Below are 15,956 nucleotides of genomic sequence, written 5' to 3'. Positions count from 1 at the left end.
GATGCATGCTGAATGCGCCACACTTTTCTACCCTGAGCGCTGACACAATCATTATCCGGGCTATCTCCTGCAGCAATCGTTAAAACCGGCACACCCGACCCGCTGTTTTCCCCAATCTCTGTTAAAATTGAACCTCTGCGCCACTTTGCAGGATGCATGTTCGGGAGAAACTATGTTGTGGATTTGGAATGCCCTGATTGTTCTGGTCACTGTTATCGGAATGGAGATAACGGCTGCACTGGCGCACAGATACATTATGCATGGCTGGGGTTGGGGCTGGCATCTGTCACATCATGAACCGCATAAAGGCTGGTTTGAGGTTAACGACCTCTATGCCGTGGTGTTCGCGGCTCTGTCGATTTTGCTCATTTATCTGGGCAGCACGGGTGTCTGGCCCTTGCAGTGGATCGGTGCGGGTATGACGCTCTACGGCCTGCTCTATTTTATTGTGCATGATGGCCTGGTGCATCAGCGCTGGCCATTCCGCTATGTTCCGCGCCGGGGTTATTTACGCAGGCTTTATATGGCGCACCGCATGCATCATGCGGTACGAGGCAAAGAGGGCTGTGTCTCGTTTGGCTTTCTTTACGCGCCGCCGCTGTCAAAACTGCAGGCGACGCTGCGAGAACGTCATGGCGTTAAACGGGGCGCTGCCAGAGGTCAGCGGGGCGTGGAGCGTGACGCGCCACCCGGGAAGTAACCGCCTGACCCGATGCCGCCACCAGCAGTGCCAGTTTCTCTGGCGTGCTGGTGGACTGGCGTTGATCCCACGCCTGTGAACCCGCCTGAACCACCTTCATACCGATTTTACGATAGACCTGCTGCGCGGTAGCAATCGCCCATGCTGAACGCAGCGGTAAACCCGGCAGGCCAGCCGACGCCGATCGATAATAGGGCTCTGCCGTTTCCACCAGCCGACGGGCGACGCGGCTTAATGCCTGGCGATTTTGCGGATCGGCGAGATTCTCTCGGGTCAGTCCCTCTTCAGCCAGCCACGCAGCGGGCAGATAGCAGCGTCCCGCTTCAGCATCTTCAACGATATCGCGCGCAATATTGGTCAGTTGAAACGCCAGACCGAGATCGCAGGCGCGATCCAGCGTGGCGTTGTCGCGTACGCCCATAATCTGCGCCATCATCAGGCCAACCACGCCCGCAACGTGGTAACAGTAACGCAGCGTATCATCCAGCGTCTGATAGCGTGTCTCATGCACGTCCATCGCAAACCCCGCCAGATGATCAAAAGCGTAAGCAGGCAGAATATCGTGTGCCATCGCCACCTCCTGAAAGGCAGCAAAGGCGGGCTCATGCATCTGCGATCCGGCATAGGCCTGACGCGTTTTCATCTCCAGCTGCGCCAGGCGCTGTTCGGAGGATTGCAGCGATGGCGTATCGTTGCTGAATCCCAGAACCTGATCGTCAATCACATCATCACAGTGACGGCACCAGGCGTAGAGCATCAGCACGCTGCGTCGGGTTTTGGCATCAAACAGTTTTGACGCGGTGGCAAAGCTTTTCGATCCTACTTCCATAGTGTCTACGGCATGATCGAGCAGTGACGGACTATTCAAGCCAGATCCTCCAGCATTAATCCTGCGGTAGCCTTGGCCGAGCCAATCACGCCAGGAATGCCCGCGCCAGGATGGGTGCCTGCACCGACCAGATAGAGATTATTAATATTTTTATCGCGGTTGTGAGGCCGGAACCAGGCGCTTTGGGTCAGGATCGGCTCCACCGAGAAGGCCGAGCCCTGATACGCATTCAGCTCATCGCGGAAATCAAACGGCGTGAAGATGCGATGCGTCACCAACTGGCTGCGCAGGCCCGGCATGTAGTGCTGTTCCAGATAGTCGAAAATGCGATCGCGCAGGCGCGGACCTTCAACGGACCAGTCAATATCGGCGGTGCCGAGATGCGGTACCGGCGCCAGCACGTAGTAGCTACCGCAGCCTTCCGGTGCCAGTGAGGGATCGGTCACGCAGGGCGCATGCAGATAGAGCGAGAAGTCCTCTGCCAGGCCATCTTTGTTAAAGATCTCATCAATCAACTCACGATAACGCGGACCAAAGCAGACCGTGTGGTGCGCCAGCTGATCGTGATGATGATTCAGGCCAAAATAGATCACAAACAGCGAGTTGCTCATGCGTTTGTTCTGCAGTGACCGTCCCTGCGCCTGCGAAGCGGGATGCTGGCTCAGCAGTTCGCGGTAGGTGTGAACCACATCTGCGTTGGAGGCAACCGCGCGGGTCGGGAAGACCCGGCCATCTTTCAGGTGCACCGCGGTGATCCTGTTTTCCTGGGTCTCCAGCCGAGCAACGCTGGCATTAAGTTCCACTTCGCCGCCCAGATCTTCAAACAGTTTCACCATGCCCTGCACCAGCGCGCCCGTGCCACCGCGCGGGAACCAGACGCCCCATTCACGTTCCAGCGCATGAATCAGGGTATAGATTGAGGAAGTGGCAAACGGATTTCCGCCCACCAGCAGTGAGTGGAAAGAGAAGGCCTGACGCAGATGCTCATCTTCAATGTAGCTCGCCACTTTGCTGTAAACGCTGCGCCACGCCTGAAGTTTTGCCAGCTGAGGCGCGGCCCGCAGCATGTCGCGGAATGACAGAAACGGCACGGTGCCAAGTTTCAGATAGCCTTCAGCAAACACCGCTCGGGAATAGGCCAGAAAGCGCCGATATCCTTCAACGTCACGCGGATTAAACGCGGCAATCTGCGCTTCCAGCGCGGGCTGATCGTTGTCATAACTGAACACCTTGCCGGACTCCCAGCAGAGGCGATAAAACGGCTTCACCGGCATCAGCTCGACATAGTCAGAGAGCTTTTTACCCGCCAGGGTGAACAGCTCTTCAATGGCGCTGGGATCGGTGATTACCGTGGGGCCGGCATCAAACGTGAAGCCCTGATCCTGATAGACATAAGCCCGGCCGCCAGGCTTGTCACGCTGCTCCAGCAGTCGGGTGGGAACGCCTGACGCCTGAAGGCGAATGGCCAGGGCCAGACCACCAAAGCCTGCGCCAATTACTGTAGTTCTATTCATTGCATCGCCTGTTGACGGTGAGGAGTCATAATAGCCTGTAACGCCGCCAGAACGGGGACCGGGGGCTTGCCGCTTAAGATGCGCAGCCGATCAGGCAAAGTGAGTTTTCCCGCATAAAAACGGGCGATCAGACCTTCGGGAAGGCCGTAAAAACGTTGCATCACCTGCCAGCGCTGGTCAGCCGCGCCCGCCAGAAACAGCATACGGTTCAGCATGCGGAAGAAGCGCTGTTGCTGCCAGGCCTGACTGGCGAATTGCTGAATGGTGGCGTGCAGAGTCTCAGAGGTAAACGTCTGCATCTGCGCCAGCCGGTCAGCCAGCGCGACCGCCAGCGGCAGAGAATAGCCGGTAGTGGGATGGAATAAACCGGCACGCAAACCGCTGCAGGGCAAATCGCGTTTCTGCCAGAAGGCGGCCACGTCACCGGTCAGCGTAATGGGTAATGCGCCTTGCTCTTCGCGTAGCAGGCGGTCTAATCGCCACCCCTGCTGCGCAGCATAGTCGCGGATATTCTGACGGGCGCGATCGCCTTCCAGCGTGGCGTTATCAATGTAGTGGGTATCTTCAATCAGCAGGGTGTCTGCAGAAAAGGGCAGGCTGTAGACAAAGCGATAGCCTGCCTGCTGATCTACCGTGGCATCCATGATGATCGGCGCGGTCAGGCCATGTGGCTCGCTGAGCTGCCACTCCTGTCCGACAAACGACTGGAAGCCCATGCGCAGCGCGGCATCGGGCTGATAGCCACGGCCATCAATCACTGCGTCACTCTCCAGCACCCGGCCATCGTCCAGCGTAACCGCGCGTGAAGCGATGCCCGCAACCCGGGTATTCAGCAGCAGATCCGGCGCAAACCTGTCGCGGATGACCTGCGCGAAGCGCTCCGCAGTCACGCAAAAATAGCCACTGTTCAGACTGCGACTGCGTTGGGGAAAGCGGACCTCATACTCAGGCCAGTGGTGTACCACCAGCGGAGCGATCCAGCGATGCTGCGTTTCAGTGAGATCTTCCGCATGAAACGACCACGTGTGATTGGCACCCGGTTCACGTTCGGCGTCAATCAGCAGAATACGCATGGAGGGCCTCTGCTGCCGCAGGCGCAGGGCGATCAGTCCGTTGGCCAGTCCCGCACCCACCAGAATCAGATCATACCGTGGCATAGTCTCTCCTGGTGAGCACCGGCTGGCGGGTCAGCATCGCCTGTTCGACGATGTCCGCCGCAAGGGTTGTTCCGCCCGCCTGACGAAGTGCGGTACGCAGCGTTTTCATCTGCTGAACGTAGCTTTCATCCGCCAGTAAGGTCTGGAGCTGACGCGCCATGGAGTGACTGGTGGTAAAGCGTGAGGCGCGACGTCCGATACCGTGCCAGACCACTCTTGCAGCCACACCCGGTTGATCAAAGGCCAGCGGGATCGTCAGCAGCGGCGTCAGATGGTTAATTCCATCCAGCACCGTATTCATGCCGCCGTGCGTAATGGCAAGATCGGCCTGCGCCAGTGCAGCCGCCTGATCGGCAAAATCGGCCACCTGAACATGGCTGGCCTGCGCCAGTTTCTCCGCCTGGAAAGGTGACAACCGACCGCAATGCGCCAGCAATAACTGAGCATCGATCTCCTGGCAGGCGCGGACGATGGTTTTAAACAGGCCGTAGCGATGTCCCTGCAGCGTGCCGAGTGAAGCAAAAATGCGCGGTCTGTCGCCATGCGTGAAGTAGCGAGGCTGAGATGCGGCGGGTGCCGGTTCAGTGGTACGCAGCGGGCCAACCGAATGGAAATGATCGGGCAGCGCCTGGCGGGGGAAATCCAGTTCCGGGATCAGCTGGCTGATCTGCGCCAGCGGTGAAAAACAGTGATGCAGTTTTTCCCGTGGTGCTAATCCCATCGCATGAGCGTTGCGGGCGATCACCCGATCGTGACGCCGCATCAGCCAGTCATAGATTTTTTCACTGGTGCGATAGCGTTCCCGTGCCTGATCGGTCCTGGCATAGTCAAACGGCATCACAGCCAGCGGGAAATCTGCTTCACGGTTAAGTGGCAGCGCACAGGCAACCGAAACATAAGGCAGGTTCAGCGCTTCTGCCGCCAGTGCACCGGCTGGCTCCATCTGATCGACGATCACGCCATCAACCGCCAGGGTACTCAGCACCACGGGCAGTTCACGACAGAGCATATCGGTGCTGCGGGCCATCTCATTGATCAGTTTCAGCATTGAGGGGCCGAGAGGATGCGCCGCCAGTTGCAGGGTGTGAGCCAGACTGCCCGCCGGATGCGAGGCTAAACCCAGCGGGAAAAAGCCGATACGGCTATCGGTGAGTAGCGCGCTAACGTCCGTCTGCTGGATGAAAGTGATCTGGTGTCCGCGTGCGATTAAGGCCTGGCTTAGATGCTGAAGCGCCTGCACATGGCTGTAGAAGGGCGGTGCAATGACCGCAAAGTGGCTCATGCAGCATCCTTAACTGACGGCAGCGAGTTTTTTCTCGAACCAGGCCTGAACAAAATGGTGTGTGGCATAACCGTCCTGGCAGGCCGATAACAGATGCTCGCTGGCGCAGCGCAGATGATCGCGCAGTCGCGTTTCAACCGCCTGTGGCCCCAGCAGATTCACCAGCGTTGATTTCCCGTCATCCTGATGGGCATCTTTACCCGTGTCGGCCATGCCGTCAGTGAGATCGTCTAATAGCTGGAAAGCCTGACCAAGATTAAGCGAAAAACGGTGCAGCTGTTCGCGGGCTTCACCTGAGGCTTCAGCCACGATAGAGGCCATCTGCATGGAGGCGCAGAACAGGGTGCTGGTTTTATAGTGATTGGTCATCAGAATGGCGTCAGCGCTGCGTGGCTTGTCACCTTCGGAGAGATCCTTAAACTGCCCCTGCACCAGCCCCTGCATGCCGACTGCGTGGGATAATTCTGCCACAGCGTCTGCTCTGGCGGTTGCCGTTAAGCCTTCTGCCGCAGCGACCACGCCGAATGCCTTACTCAGCAGGGCCACCGCGGCCAGAATTGCGACATGTTCACCATACTGGCAATGAATGGTCGGACGCCCGCGACGCAGTTGCGCATCATCCATGCAGGGCATGTCATCCAGAATCAGTGATGCGGCATGCACCATCTCCACCGCGCAGGCGAGATCAAGCAGGCCGGCAGGTGTTGCGTTGCAGCCCAGATCGCGCGCTGCCAGCAGCAACAGCAGTGGACGAATTCGCTTCCCTGGTGCCAGCGCACCGTCGCGCATTGCAGCGCCCACTAAGTCACGTTCGCTTTCAACCGGTAAAAGCCGATCAAGCCGTTGCTCAATGTCGTTCAACAGGCTGGCTGCATCGCTGTGTATGAAATTGACGTGTTGTTCTGCACAGACCGTCATCATGGCTGTCCTTATCTACAGAGGAAGTCACAGCAGGTCGAATGATTCGATGCCATCTTCAATAATCGTCCCCGACTGCCATAGCATAGTTGGCAGGTTTTCAAAGAACGGCGGGTAATCCATTACAACTAAGAGTAGTTCACGATAATAAAAATGTCGGAGAATTCAGCATCATTCCGCGTTTTGCAGCGATTGCCGGACAGGCATTATGCGTGAATTAACCCAGTAATGCGCGCAGCTGTTTCATCACGCTGGCGACATCCTCCGCAGATAATGCGCCATCTTTAGCAAAGCGCACAATGCCTGCCGGATCTATAACCACCACGGACGCGCTTTCCGGCTTAAGATGCCAGCTGTGCGCGGTTACGCCACTGCTGTCGATTATGAATTGCTGCCACGGTGCCGCTTTTTTACTGGAAGCGATGCTGCGCACCACAAAAATGGCACTGCCGGGCAGCGCATCGTCAGTATTCACGATGGTGGTGGTCTGAAAACGGTCACGCGGCAAGCTGGCCTGCTGAATGGCTTCGATTAAACGTGCACTCTGATCCTTCGCTGAAAGACGACCCGCCACATGAATCACCAGACGCACTTTTCCGGTCAGGGTCTGACTGTTCCAGCGCTGATAATTTATGTCGCCCTGATTCAGCACCATTTCGCCTTTATCGGCAACGAAGACGGATGGTACAGGCTGACCGGGTGTCAGGGTGTGGGCGGTGGCAAAGCCGGAAAACAGCAGGGCAATCATCAGTCCATAATGGCGCACGGGTTCCTCACTTCTTTCACGGTTTGCGTCAGACGCGGTGAACGCTTTCATTAGCAGGCAGAAGATTAGTACCACATCTATGTTTCAGATCAATAAAAGCATTCTGGATTTGGCCTGAAAATGCAGGGGAGAATGTGTTTACAGGAGGTGTTAAATGAGTACAGCACTGATGACATTACCTGAATTTGCCCGTTACATCGGCATTGCCACCCCCACGCTGGCGCGCGCCTTTTGCTGCCGGGGATCGCTGGCGGGTGTGCCGCTGCCGCAGGCGCTGGATGATGCACCGCTGACACAACGCCACTGGCTGCGCGATGATGTACGTCAGTTTGATCATGCCTATAAACGGGTTCAGGCGATGCAGCAACGTAGCACGCTTTAATCTGTATTAAGCAGGACCTGAGCGCGGGAACGTTCCCGCGCTTTTTTATGCAAAATTATCGGGCTTTACCAGGAAGCAGACCAGATTGGCATCCCGATCGCCCACGATCTCAATGCTGGAATCCAGCCCGCTGACGGCATCACCGCGACCCAGTCGCTGATCGCCGACGCGAATAATCCCTTCAAGCACGGTGAGATAAGCGACAAAGCCCGGCATCGACGGCACGTCCAGCGTATGGTTGCGCTCCAGCAGTGTGTCGAAGATGTAGACTTCCTGGCGCAGTTCCAGCGGCGCATCAGACTCTTCCGGCCCGGCCAGTTCGGTCCAGCCATTAGTCATAATGCCCTGTTCACGCTCCAGCACCTGGGTCATCGCTTCACCGCCCTGCTGTGCAGGCCGGATTACCGCCTGTAACAGTTCCGCTTCATACAACGGCACCGACTCTTCGTATTGAACGCCATCACCCGCATTCACCACCATCACGCGTTTAGCAGAGAGCTGGGTACGTTCGCCATTACTGTCCTGATGCTGCATCGAACCACGCCACAGGTAGGTGAAAACTTCTTCATCCTGATGCTGCTGCATCGGAATCCGGGCATCGAGTTTTAGCGACATCAGATCAACACTGACCAGCGGGCTTAACGCCTCGCCAGGACGCTGGCGACGGACGGTAAAAGGACCGTACTCAAACAATTGTTCAGGATTAGCTCGCACAATGTTCATGATTTGCTCTCAAATAAAGTGACTCATAACAACGATCATAGACCTCAGGCGGAAATTGAGAAGCCGGGAGTTTTGCCCGGCTTCGTCAGTTATTTTGAATAATAGAGTTTAGGGTGTCTTGCCAGCCTACTTGCCCTGTTCGTCGCTCTCACCGAGGAAGAAATACCAGAGTGGAATCGACAACAGCCCGGTAAATACCGTGGAGTAGAGCAGGATCATCATCGCCTGGGTGATATACATGGTCAGCGACCAGTGACTGAAGGGGATCTGATACTGATCAATCACTCCGCCAATCATCGCATTCGCCATCACCGTAATGACAATCAGCGCCAGCACCGTCACGCTGCGCAGAAAATAGCGCATCTCTTTGCGCTTCCCGGCAAAACGCGACTGGACGATGGCAAGCGGCGACTGTTTGTCCGGAGCGACATCCACGCGAACGACCGCGGCGCGCTGTGCGCTGCGCCAGCGCTGAATATCCAGCAGCACCAGCACCAGCAGGCTGATACCCATAACGGGCAGGGCATATCCCAGCGCCAGCATCACTATCAGACTGGTGCCCTGTGCATAGCGCGGCAGCGCCAGCCAGGCGGATAACAGCGTCTGCGAGGGGTTGAGCTGCGGAACAGCCGGGCGACGAATCCACCACATGCGGTAGCCCAGCACAATCATTGTGCAGAGTCCAAAGCCAGACAGCGCCAGAATCAGCTGATTAGGCAGGCCAAACAGCACGCCCATATGCGCATCCACGCCCCAGCGGGTCAGTTTCGCCACCAGCGGGAAGCTGGCAAACTCAACGCGGTCGACCACGCTAAAATCAGTCGGATTAATTGAAACCGCATCGACCTGGCTTGGCCAGCTGCGGTCAATCTCCGAAACCGTCCACGCCTGTTCAGCGTTCTTAGGCTGGCGTAGTTCCAGTTTCGCTGCGTGCAGTCCGGCCTGACGCGCCGCTGCCAGCGCCTGATCCCAGCTGGCATTCGGCTGATTGAGAATCACAGGCGCGGCGGTTTTGGCCGGCATGGTCATTCCGGACATCGTCATCCCTTCCATCGCGCCGCGATGGTCAGCATGGGGATCGGCGGCTTCAGCGGGCGGGTTGCCGTTTAGCGCGGTATTAACCTGCGGCGTTTTCCAGCCAAAGTCGCTGCGCATCTTTTCAATATTATTGCCCGCCCACTGTGACCAGGTCAGCCCGGTTACTGAAAAGAACACCAGACCGATTGCCAGCAGCAGCCCCAGCGTGACATGCCAGTGACGGGTTGCCGCGAAGCCGCTCCGTGCTTTGTTGCGGGTGCGCGGTGGCCGGGTGCCGGACCATAAGACGATACCACCCAGCGCGGCGACCCACAGCCAGGAAGCTGCCAGTTCACTGTAGTTACGACCAAAATCACCCAGCAACAGGCCGCGATGCAGCTGATCCAGCCACATGCGCAGCGGCAACACACCGCTGGTGCCATACACCGTCAAATCGCCTTTCACCTGCAGGGTGTAGGGGTCAATAAACAGAGATCGTGATTCCGATGGGCCAAGCTGTGGCTCGGCAAACTGCACGCGGGTTGTATCCTGCGGGCCGGGTGCCGGACGCACAGCGTAAATGCGTGCTGATTCACCGGCACGGGCTCGCGCAGCGGCAATCTGGGCGGACAACGGTTGGGCCTCACCTTGTGCGTCGGTAGTCAGGGCATCATGGTAGATAGCCTGTTCCAGTTGCGGTGTCAGAACGTAGAGCGTGCCGGTGAGTGCCGCGACAAAAATAAACGGCGCAATAAACAGGCCGATATAAAAATGCAGGCGGCGAAAGAGATTAAACACCGTGCCGCGCGATGCAGGGGACATTTCCTGAGAAGAGGACATAGCATTCCACACTTTTCAAAAGACAAAGACGATCAGGTGACGTTGTCACGCAATCGGATAAGTAAGCAGTGAGTGTGACGTGATAAAGGGTGGCGCGCGCGGTCGATGAAGACGCAACAGCCGTCGCCATTGGGGTGGATTGATAGCCGCTGGCGGCGGGGCGTGGTTGATCAGGCACATCCACCAGATAAACGGGATAAAAACCCAGAGCATCAGCGGAACATGCACCAGCAGATCGCAGTAGCCACAGGCAAAGCCCGGGCCCATCATCATCCCGTGGTCCGCCATCGACATCTCGCTGTGATGATCCATCATCGGCATCTCTGCGCTCATGATCGAAGCGCCTTGCATCCTGGCATGATGCTCAGCGAGATTCTTTGAGATCATCGGTGCAACAAACAACAGCAGCACGGCCAGTATCGCAATACCGGCGGTGAGTCGTTGTCTGAGTGAAGATCTCGGCATTATTTTAACGGATGTAAGGGGTCAGAATTCAGGGCGGCAGTGTAACGCGAAGGGAATAAAAGGGTTAAATAAAGTGGCATCTGTTCCGAAAAAATTCGCACTCTTTGAACATTTTCACTTTAATTTCAGCATCATTTAACTTACTTGTTACCCGCAGCGTACATACAAATAACATTAATGATTCGCCTGCGGTTTAACCTAACCCGATGAAGGAGTAAACATGAAAATTGTAATGCTGGATGGTGGCACGCTGCCGGTACCCCTGCCGACCGGTCAACAGCAGGCTGACTGGGAGGTTCGCGCGCAGACCCCGGTTGATGACATTGTGTCTTCGCTGGCGGGCGCAACGGTCACTATCACCAATAAGATGCCGTTGCGGGCAGACACACTGCAACAACTGCCTGAACTGCGTTTTATCTGTGTCGCAGCGACGGGCTATGACTGTATCGATCTTGATGCTTGTCGCGCACGCGGCATCGTGGTCAGTAATGTTCCAGGCTATTCGACTCAGAGCGTTTCAGAGGCGGTGATAGCCGCGATTTTTGCCCTGCGCCGTCAACTGATGGCTTATGCCAGCAATACCCGCATCGTCTGGCCCCAGGCTAAGCACTTCTGTGTGCATCATCAGCCGATAGGGGATATTGGCGGAGCCACGCTGGGCATCGTGGGCAAAGGCGACATCGGCCAGGCGGTCGGAAGGCTGGCCCAGGCGCTGGGAATGCAGGTGCAGTACGCCGAGCGAAAAGGCAGTGAAAGGGTGCGTGACGGTTATGTCAGCTTTGAGCAGATGCTGGCGACCAGCGATATCATTTCGCTGCACTGCCCGCTGAGTGACATCACCCGCCAGATGATTGATCGCGAGGCGCTGGATAAAATGAAGCCACAGGCGCTGCTGATAAACACGGCACGTGGCGGACTGATTAACGAGGCCGATCTTGCTGCCGCCTTAAAGCAGGGGCAGATTGGTGGTGCGGCGCTGGATGTGCTGAGCAGCGAACCGCCCGCTCCGGATAACCCGCTACTGGCGGATCTGCCAACTCTGCTGCTGACACCGCACATCGCCTGGGCAAGTCGCAGCGGCGTGGAGAATCTGGTGGCTGGTGTGATGGCCAATATCGCGGCCTTTATTCAGGGCGAGCCAATTAATGTCGTGAACTGAGTCAGGTGGCATAGTTTTTAATGCCCAACATGGGTTGATATTCAGAGCAATCTCGTAGAATTCAGGTAAAGCGTTTTACGCGGTTTAGTCATCAGGGTATTAATTTCATTATTTCCATCAGGACTTTAAACGTTCGTGCGCTACAGGAATTAGCGCCTTTAACTGGCTGAATCAGCCGTTGTAAGCACTTCAGGAACAGAAAGGATTCTGGCCAGTGAAAAAGAAGAACAGCACACATGTGCCCCATGATGCCACATTCCGGCAATTTCTGACTCAGCCGGATATTGCCAGGGATTTCATGGAGCTGCATTTGCCGCCAGAGCTGCGCGTATGCTGTGATCTCAGCACGCTGAAGCTGGAGTCGGGGTCATTTGTCGAGGATGATCTTCGGCAGTACTTTAGCGACGTGCTTTACAGTCTTAAAACAACCGCTGGCGATGGATATATCCATGTACTCATTGAGCATCAATCTGTGCCAGACAAACATATGGCATTTCGGCTGATGCGCTATGCAGTGGCTGCCATGCAGCGCCATCTTGAAGCAGGGCATAAGCGTTTGCCGCTGGTGATTCCCGTCCTGTTTTACACTGGCAAACGCACTCCCTATCCCTATTCGACCCGGTGGCTGGATGAGTTCGATGACCCGGCGCTGGCGTACAGGCTATACAGCCGCAGTTTTCCGCTGGTCGATGTCACGCTGATCCCTGACGATGAGATCATGCAACACCGCAGCATGGCGGCTCTGACCCTTTTGCAGAAGCATATCCGGCAGCGTGATCTGGCTGAAATGATGGACAGGCTGGTAACCATTTTGCAGGCTGGCTATCACTCTTCATCACAGGTGATAACGCTGGTACACTACATCGTACAGGCGGGCGAAACATCGGACGCCAAAGCCTTTGTACGGGAGCTGGCATTGCGTGTGCCACAACATGAGGATGTACTTATGACTATTGCACAACAGCTTGAGCAGATAGGTCTTAAAAGAGGCATTGAAAAAGGACGTTCGGAAGGCATACAGATCGGTTTTGAAAAAGGTGAGTATGAGGCGAAATTCAAAATTGCCCGTACCATGTTGCATAGTGGCATGGATCGCAATACCGTTATGCAGATGACTGGTCTGAATGAAGACGATCTGGCGCAGATTTCGCACTAATAAATTTTTTGAGTTCTGATTATCGCTGACGACTCAAATCGCCAGCACACTACACGGAAAATGCAAAATCAGCTTCCCGAAATCAAGGGAATCCCGCCGCATTTCATCACGGCGAGCCTGTGACTTGCGCGCTCAGCCTCAGAATATCGATCGCCCCAGCTTCTCAGTCAGCAATTCCAGCACAGCGGTACCCGCTAGCGAATTACCCGCGCTATCCAGCCCAGGCGACCAGACGGCAATGCTCATCTCACCAGGGATAATGGCAATAATCCCGCCACCCACGCCCGATTTAGCAGGCATCCCGACCCGCCACGCGAATTCGCCTGCGCCGTCGTACATCCCGCTGGTGATCATCAGTGCGTTAATCTGCCGCGCCTGACGTGGTGTAATCATCTGGCTACCGTCCAGCGTTTTGCCCTGATTCGCCAGATAGATAAACGTGCGGGCCAGCTCAACGCAGTTCATCGACAGCGAGCAGTAGTGGAAATAGGTCTGCATCACGCCGGTGACATCGTTATCGAAATTACCAAACGACTTCATCAGCCAGGCGATGGCTGCATTGCGGGCCGAATGTTCGAACTCGGAGCGGGCAACGTGGCGATCATAATTGATATCGGACTGCTGACTCAGCTGGCGCACAATTTCCAGCATTCGCTGACGCGGGGCGGTCAGTCGGGTTTCCAGCAGATCGCAAATCACCAGCGCACCGGCATTAATAAACGGATTACGCGGCTTGCCCTGTTCCAGCTCCAGCTGAACCAGTGAATTAAATGGCTGGCCAGAAGGCTCTTTGCCGACCCGCTGCCATATTTCGCTGTCCTCATAGCGGGTCAGTGCTACGGTCAGAGAGAGCGCCTTGGAGATCGACTGAATCGAAAAGCGCGTCTCAGCATCGCCCGCCTGAAAAAGGGTGCCGTCACGCAGGCAAACTGCAATCGCCAGATTATCGGCAGCCACATCCGCCAGCGCAGGGATATAGTCAGCCACCTTTCCCTGATGGATCAGTGGACGTACCTGATCCAGGATCTCCTGCAGCAGAGCATTATTCAGTTCAGACACGCACATTCTCCCGTCGATTCCCGCTGACCCGTGATGCTAAGTATCCGTGATCGGCGAGTCATTTATTGTTAACGGCTCCGCCGCATTTTCAGCTAATGGTTTTTGACTGCGCTGCCAGCGGAGCCAGCAACATCTGTAACAGGCTCAGCATTGCCAGCACGCTAAAGGGCAGCGTCCAGTTACCGCTCTGCTCATGGAGCACGCCAAAGAACAGCGGGCCGAGTGCCGCCAGCGCATATCCGACACACTGTGCCATGCCCGACAGCTGTGACGCCTGACGGTGATGAGTGGCTCGCAGATTAAACAGTGAGAGGCAGAGCACCAGTGATGCGCCTGCACCCAGCCCGGCCAGAGTTAGCCAGATGACGGCCCACTGCGGATTGAGCAATAAGCCCAGCATGCCGAGGAAAATGCCTGATGAAGCAATGAACGCGGTAAGCCGGGCATCTTTTACCCGCTTCAGCGCCACCATGCAGCCCAGGTTAGCGACGATCGCAATTGCCTGATACCAGAACAGCAGCCAGCCTGCGTGGACCTGACTGAAGCCGTTATCCTGGGCAAACAGCGTAAACCAGTCAATCAGGGTATAAAACGCCAGCGATTGCAGCGCCATAAACAGTGCAATTTGCCAGCCGCCTGCCGTTCGCCACGGATGGCGATATGCAACGGGCGCATCTGCGGGCGCTGCGGTTGACCGCCGGTGACGTAACAGCGGCAGCCAGGCGAGCAGCGCAACCAGCCCGGGTAGCGCCCAGACAACCAGCGAGAGTCGCCAGCCTGCCGCGGAAAGCTGGCTCAGCGGAACGGCAATGCCAGATGCCAGGCTGGCAGTAATCGACATGGTGGCGGCATAAAGGCCAATATATTTAGCGGTGTGGGCGGTGAAATCGCGTTTAATCAGTGGCGGCAGCAGCACGTTGGCGGCGGCAATACCTGCGCTGAGCAGCAGCGTTCCGCTCCACAATGCCGGTTCAGCAGGCTGCCAGCGCAACAGCGAACCGGCAGTGATCAGGCATAGCGCGCCCCATAAACTGCGCTCAAGCCCGACGCGATTTCCCAGCCAGGCGGCCAGTGGGGCGAGCAGGGCAAACAGCATCAGTGGAATAAAGTTAAACAGGCCCGCTTCACCGACACTCAGGCCAAAGGTCTGGCGGATATCCTGCAGTACCGGGCCGATGACAGTAATGGGCGCACGAAGATTAGCCGCGGTCAGCAGCAGGACGAACAAAAAAAATGTGGCGCTGGAATACGCAGCGAGAGGTTTAGCTGGGTGTTGTACAGGCATCATGGCAGGGATCATCACATGCAGCAGTGCTGCGGGGGCGTTGGTTGACGTTAACGCTTACGCATCAGAATTGATGTCTGGGCGCTACTTTACTGACCGGTTAGCTGCGTGTAAAGCCTTGTTATGCGATGAAATAGCGCAATTGAGATCTCGCAGCAGCGATCGCCTTGTGACAGGATCAATGGAATTCAGGTTCAGGGAAATGACCGCAGTCGTTCTGGCTGGGATTGGAGCCTGGCTGGCAGGTCTGCTGGCGGGCTTCGGCCGCCGGAACCGGTTTTTCAGCGTGCCACGGGGCACTACAGGCACTGAGAAGAGAAACCAGAATCATCACACTGATAACGCGCATATCCGCTCCTTATAAACCGTCATGAACAAGGCCACGTCGGTGATCGGCGGTTTGCAGGTCAGGGACGTCTTACCTGAGTGTGGTATCTAAGGGGATAATGTCAATTAAAACAGAGCAAACATCAGCGCGACAGGAAAACTCATCGGCCAGGTGGCACCCACCAGAAAGGCGCTCAGCAGTTTGATGCTCAGCTTATCTTTGGCGATGAAGAACGTGATCAGCGTAGCGACCAATGCCACAACGGCATAGAAAATTAGCATACCCTGGTACAGTGTCATCGATATCTCCGCAGCGGCATTAAGGTTTTCGCTGCGCATGATGCGGATTTTTGTGATCCAGATCAAGTGAATCAGGG

At 56.3% G+C, this 15,956-nt stretch carries 17 protein-coding genes; 4 read left to right on the top strand and 13 right to left on the bottom strand.

Annotated elements, in window-relative coordinates; genetic code table 11:
• Window positions 1-172: 172 nt before the first annotated feature.
• Window positions 173-700 (top strand): sterol desaturase family protein, encoded by a 528-nt coding sequence (locus FOV68_RS11875; protein ID WP_031593382.1) that lies wholly within the window; start codon window positions 173-175, stop codon window positions 698-700.
• On the opposite strand, the gene crtB is transcribed toward FOV68_RS11875, so the two are convergent.
• From crtB to FOV68_RS11845, 6 genes are all read right to left on the bottom strand, one after another.
• Window positions 639-1,568, bottom strand: a complete 930-nt coding sequence (crtB, locus tag FOV68_RS11870; RefSeq protein WP_143990925.1) for a 15-cis-phytoene synthase CrtB — start codon at window positions 1,566-1,568, stop codon at window positions 639-641. The two genes, FOV68_RS11875 and crtB, sit on opposite strands and share 62 nt — an antisense overlap.
• Entirely contained in the window at window positions 1,565-3,043 is a 1,479-nt protein-coding gene (locus FOV68_RS11865; RefSeq protein ID WP_031593380.1) for a phytoene desaturase, read from the bottom strand. The genes crtB and FOV68_RS11865 overlap by 4 nt, the downstream gene beginning before the upstream one ends.
• Window positions 3,040-4,200 (bottom strand): lycopene beta-cyclase CrtY, encoded by a 1,161-nt coding sequence (gene crtY / locus FOV68_RS11860; protein ID WP_143990924.1) that lies wholly within the window; start codon window positions 4,198-4,200, stop codon window positions 3,040-3,042. The genes FOV68_RS11865 and crtY overlap by 4 nt, the downstream gene beginning before the upstream one ends.
• Window positions 4,187-5,482: a glycosyltransferase gene (locus FOV68_RS11855; RefSeq protein ID WP_143990923.1), complete on the bottom strand. Its 1,296-nt coding sequence runs from the start codon at window positions 5,480-5,482 to the stop codon at window positions 4,187-4,189. The genes crtY and FOV68_RS11855 overlap by 14 nt, the downstream gene beginning before the upstream one ends.
• Before the next feature lie 9 nt (window positions 5,483-5,491).
• Entirely contained in the window at window positions 5,492-6,400 is a 909-nt protein-coding gene (locus FOV68_RS11850) for a polyprenyl synthetase family protein (protein ID WP_031593376.1), read from the bottom strand.
• A gap of 217 nt (window positions 6,401-6,617) precedes the next feature.
• A complete protein-coding gene (locus tag FOV68_RS11845) occupies window positions 6,618-7,148 on the bottom strand; it encodes a YtfJ family protein (RefSeq protein ID WP_031593375.1) in 531 nt (176 codons plus the stop codon).
• Between the two features lie 172 nt (window positions 7,149-7,320).
• On the opposite strand from FOV68_RS11845, the gene FOV68_RS11840 reads away from it, so the two are divergent.
• Complete coding sequence (locus FOV68_RS11840) at window positions 7,321-7,548, top strand: hypothetical protein (protein WP_010247439.1); 228 nt, start codon at window positions 7,321-7,323, stop codon at window positions 7,546-7,548.
• A gap of 45 nt (window positions 7,549-7,593) precedes the next feature.
• On the opposite strand, the gene FOV68_RS11835 is transcribed toward FOV68_RS11840, so the two are convergent.
• From FOV68_RS11835 to FOV68_RS11825, 3 genes are all read right to left on the bottom strand, one after another.
• A complete protein-coding gene (locus tag FOV68_RS11835; RefSeq protein WP_039387753.1) occupies window positions 7,594-8,271 on the bottom strand; it encodes a pirin family protein in 678 nt (225 codons plus the stop codon).
• Between the two features lie 126 nt (window positions 8,272-8,397).
• Window positions 8,398-10,128 carry a DUF2534 family protein gene (locus FOV68_RS11830; protein WP_143990922.1) on the bottom strand — a complete coding sequence of 577 codons (1,731 nt, stop codon included), beginning with the start codon at window positions 10,126-10,128 and terminating at the stop codon, window positions 8,398-8,400.
• 45 nt (window positions 10,129-10,173) lie between these two features.
• On the bottom strand, window positions 10,174-10,593 hold the full coding sequence (locus FOV68_RS11825; RefSeq protein ID WP_143990921.1) for a DUF2946 domain-containing protein: 420 nt from the start codon (window positions 10,591-10,593) through the stop codon (window positions 10,174-10,176).
• Between the two features lie 220 nt (window positions 10,594-10,813).
• Here FOV68_RS11825 and FOV68_RS11820 point away from each other — a divergent pair, with 220 nt between their 5' ends.
• Together FOV68_RS11820 and FOV68_RS11815 are read left to right on the top strand one after the other, a co-directional pair.
• The gene (locus FOV68_RS11820; RefSeq protein ID WP_143990920.1) at window positions 10,814-11,752 is read left to right on the top strand and encodes a D-2-hydroxyacid dehydrogenase; all 939 of its coding nucleotides are present in this window, start codon (window positions 10,814-10,816) and stop codon (window positions 11,750-11,752) included.
• Between the two features lie 214 nt (window positions 11,753-11,966).
• Entirely contained in the window at window positions 11,967-12,908 is a 942-nt protein-coding gene (locus tag FOV68_RS11815) for an Rpn family recombination-promoting nuclease/putative transposase (RefSeq protein WP_143990919.1), read from the top strand.
• A gap of 138 nt (window positions 12,909-13,046) precedes the next feature.
• Here FOV68_RS11815 and glsB read toward each other — a convergent pair whose 3' ends face one another.
• The 4 genes from glsB to FOV68_RS11800 all read right to left on the bottom strand — a co-directional run bounded on the left by glsB (window position 13,047) and on the right by FOV68_RS11800 (window position 15,879).
• Window positions 13,047-13,973, bottom strand: a complete 927-nt coding sequence (gene glsB, locus FOV68_RS11810; protein WP_039387742.1) for a glutaminase B — start codon at window positions 13,971-13,973, stop codon at window positions 13,047-13,049.
• Window positions 13,974-14,055: 82 nt separating this feature from the next.
• Entirely contained in the window at window positions 14,056-15,255 is a 1,200-nt protein-coding gene (locus FOV68_RS11805) for an MFS transporter (protein ID WP_137241299.1), read from the bottom strand.
• A gap of 175 nt (window positions 15,256-15,430) precedes the next feature.
• On the bottom strand, window positions 15,431-15,601 hold the full coding sequence (locus FOV68_RS24055; protein WP_186289744.1) for a hypothetical protein: 171 nt from the start codon (window positions 15,599-15,601) through the stop codon (window positions 15,431-15,433).
• 104 nt (window positions 15,602-15,705) lie between these two features.
• Entirely contained in the window at window positions 15,706-15,879 is a 174-nt protein-coding gene (locus tag FOV68_RS11800) for a GhoT/OrtT family toxin (protein ID WP_008924737.1), read from the bottom strand.
• Between the last annotated feature and the right edge of the window lie 77 nt (window positions 15,880-15,956).

Origin of the sequence: Pantoea sp. paga (assembly GCF_007558755.1) — a bacterium.
GTDB classification, from domain to species: domain Bacteria; phylum Pseudomonadota; class Gammaproteobacteria; order Enterobacterales; family Enterobacteriaceae; genus Pantoea; species Pantoea agglomerans.
Note: the sequence above shows the minus strand (reverse complement) of the source record. Positions and strands in the feature narration are given on the sequence as shown.

What these genes read in the sequence shown, in the direction of transcription:
- FOV68_RS11855 (WP_143990923.1), bottom strand. Translation starts at nt 5,482, where the DNA reads ATGAGCCACTTTGCGGTCATTGCACCGCCCTTCTACAGCCATGTGCAG.
- FOV68_RS11805 (WP_137241299.1), bottom strand. Translation starts at nt 15,255, where the DNA reads ATGATGCCTGTACAACACCCAGCTAAACCTCTCGCTGCGTATTCCAGC.
- FOV68_RS11875 (WP_031593382.1), top strand. Translation starts at nt 173, where the DNA reads ATGTTGTGGATTTGGAATGCCCTGATTGTTCTGGTCACTGTTATCGGA.
- FOV68_RS24055 (WP_186289744.1), bottom strand. Translation starts at nt 15,601, where the DNA reads ATGCGCGTTATCAGTGTGATGATTCTGGTTTCTCTTCTCAGTGCCTGT.
- crtY (WP_143990924.1), bottom strand. Translation starts at nt 4,200, where the DNA reads ATGCCACGGTATGATCTGATTCTGGTGGGTGCGGGACTGGCCAACGGA.
- FOV68_RS11820 (WP_143990920.1), top strand. Translation starts at nt 10,814, where the DNA reads ATGAAAATTGTAATGCTGGATGGTGGCACGCTGCCGGTACCCCTGCCG.
- FOV68_RS11800 (WP_008924737.1), bottom strand. Translation starts at nt 15,879, where the DNA reads ATGACACTGTACCAGGGTATGCTAATTTTCTATGCCGTTGTGGCATTG.
- FOV68_RS11835 (WP_039387753.1), bottom strand. Translation starts at nt 8,271, where the DNA reads ATGAACATTGTGCGAGCTAATCCTGAACAATTGTTTGAGTACGGTCCT.
- FOV68_RS11825 (WP_143990921.1), bottom strand. Translation starts at nt 10,593, where the DNA reads ATGCCGAGATCTTCACTCAGACAACGACTCACCGCCGGTATTGCGATA.
- FOV68_RS11830 (WP_143990922.1), bottom strand. Translation starts at nt 10,128, where the DNA reads ATGTCCTCTTCTCAGGAAATGTCCCCTGCATCGCGCGGCACGGTGTTT.
- FOV68_RS11865 (WP_031593380.1), bottom strand. Translation starts at nt 3,043, where the DNA reads ATGAATAGAACTACAGTAATTGGCGCAGGCTTTGGTGGTCTGGCCCTG.
- FOV68_RS11840 (WP_010247439.1), top strand. Translation starts at nt 7,321, where the DNA reads ATGAGTACAGCACTGATGACATTACCTGAATTTGCCCGTTACATCGGC.
- FOV68_RS11850 (WP_031593376.1), bottom strand. Translation starts at nt 6,400, where the DNA reads ATGACGGTCTGTGCAGAACAACACGTCAATTTCATACACAGCGATGCA.
- glsB (WP_039387742.1), bottom strand. Translation starts at nt 13,973, where the DNA reads ATGTGCGTGTCTGAACTGAATAATGCTCTGCTGCAGGAGATCCTGGAT.
- FOV68_RS11845 (WP_031593375.1), bottom strand. Translation starts at nt 7,148, where the DNA reads ATGATTGCCCTGCTGTTTTCCGGCTTTGCCACCGCCCACACCCTGACA.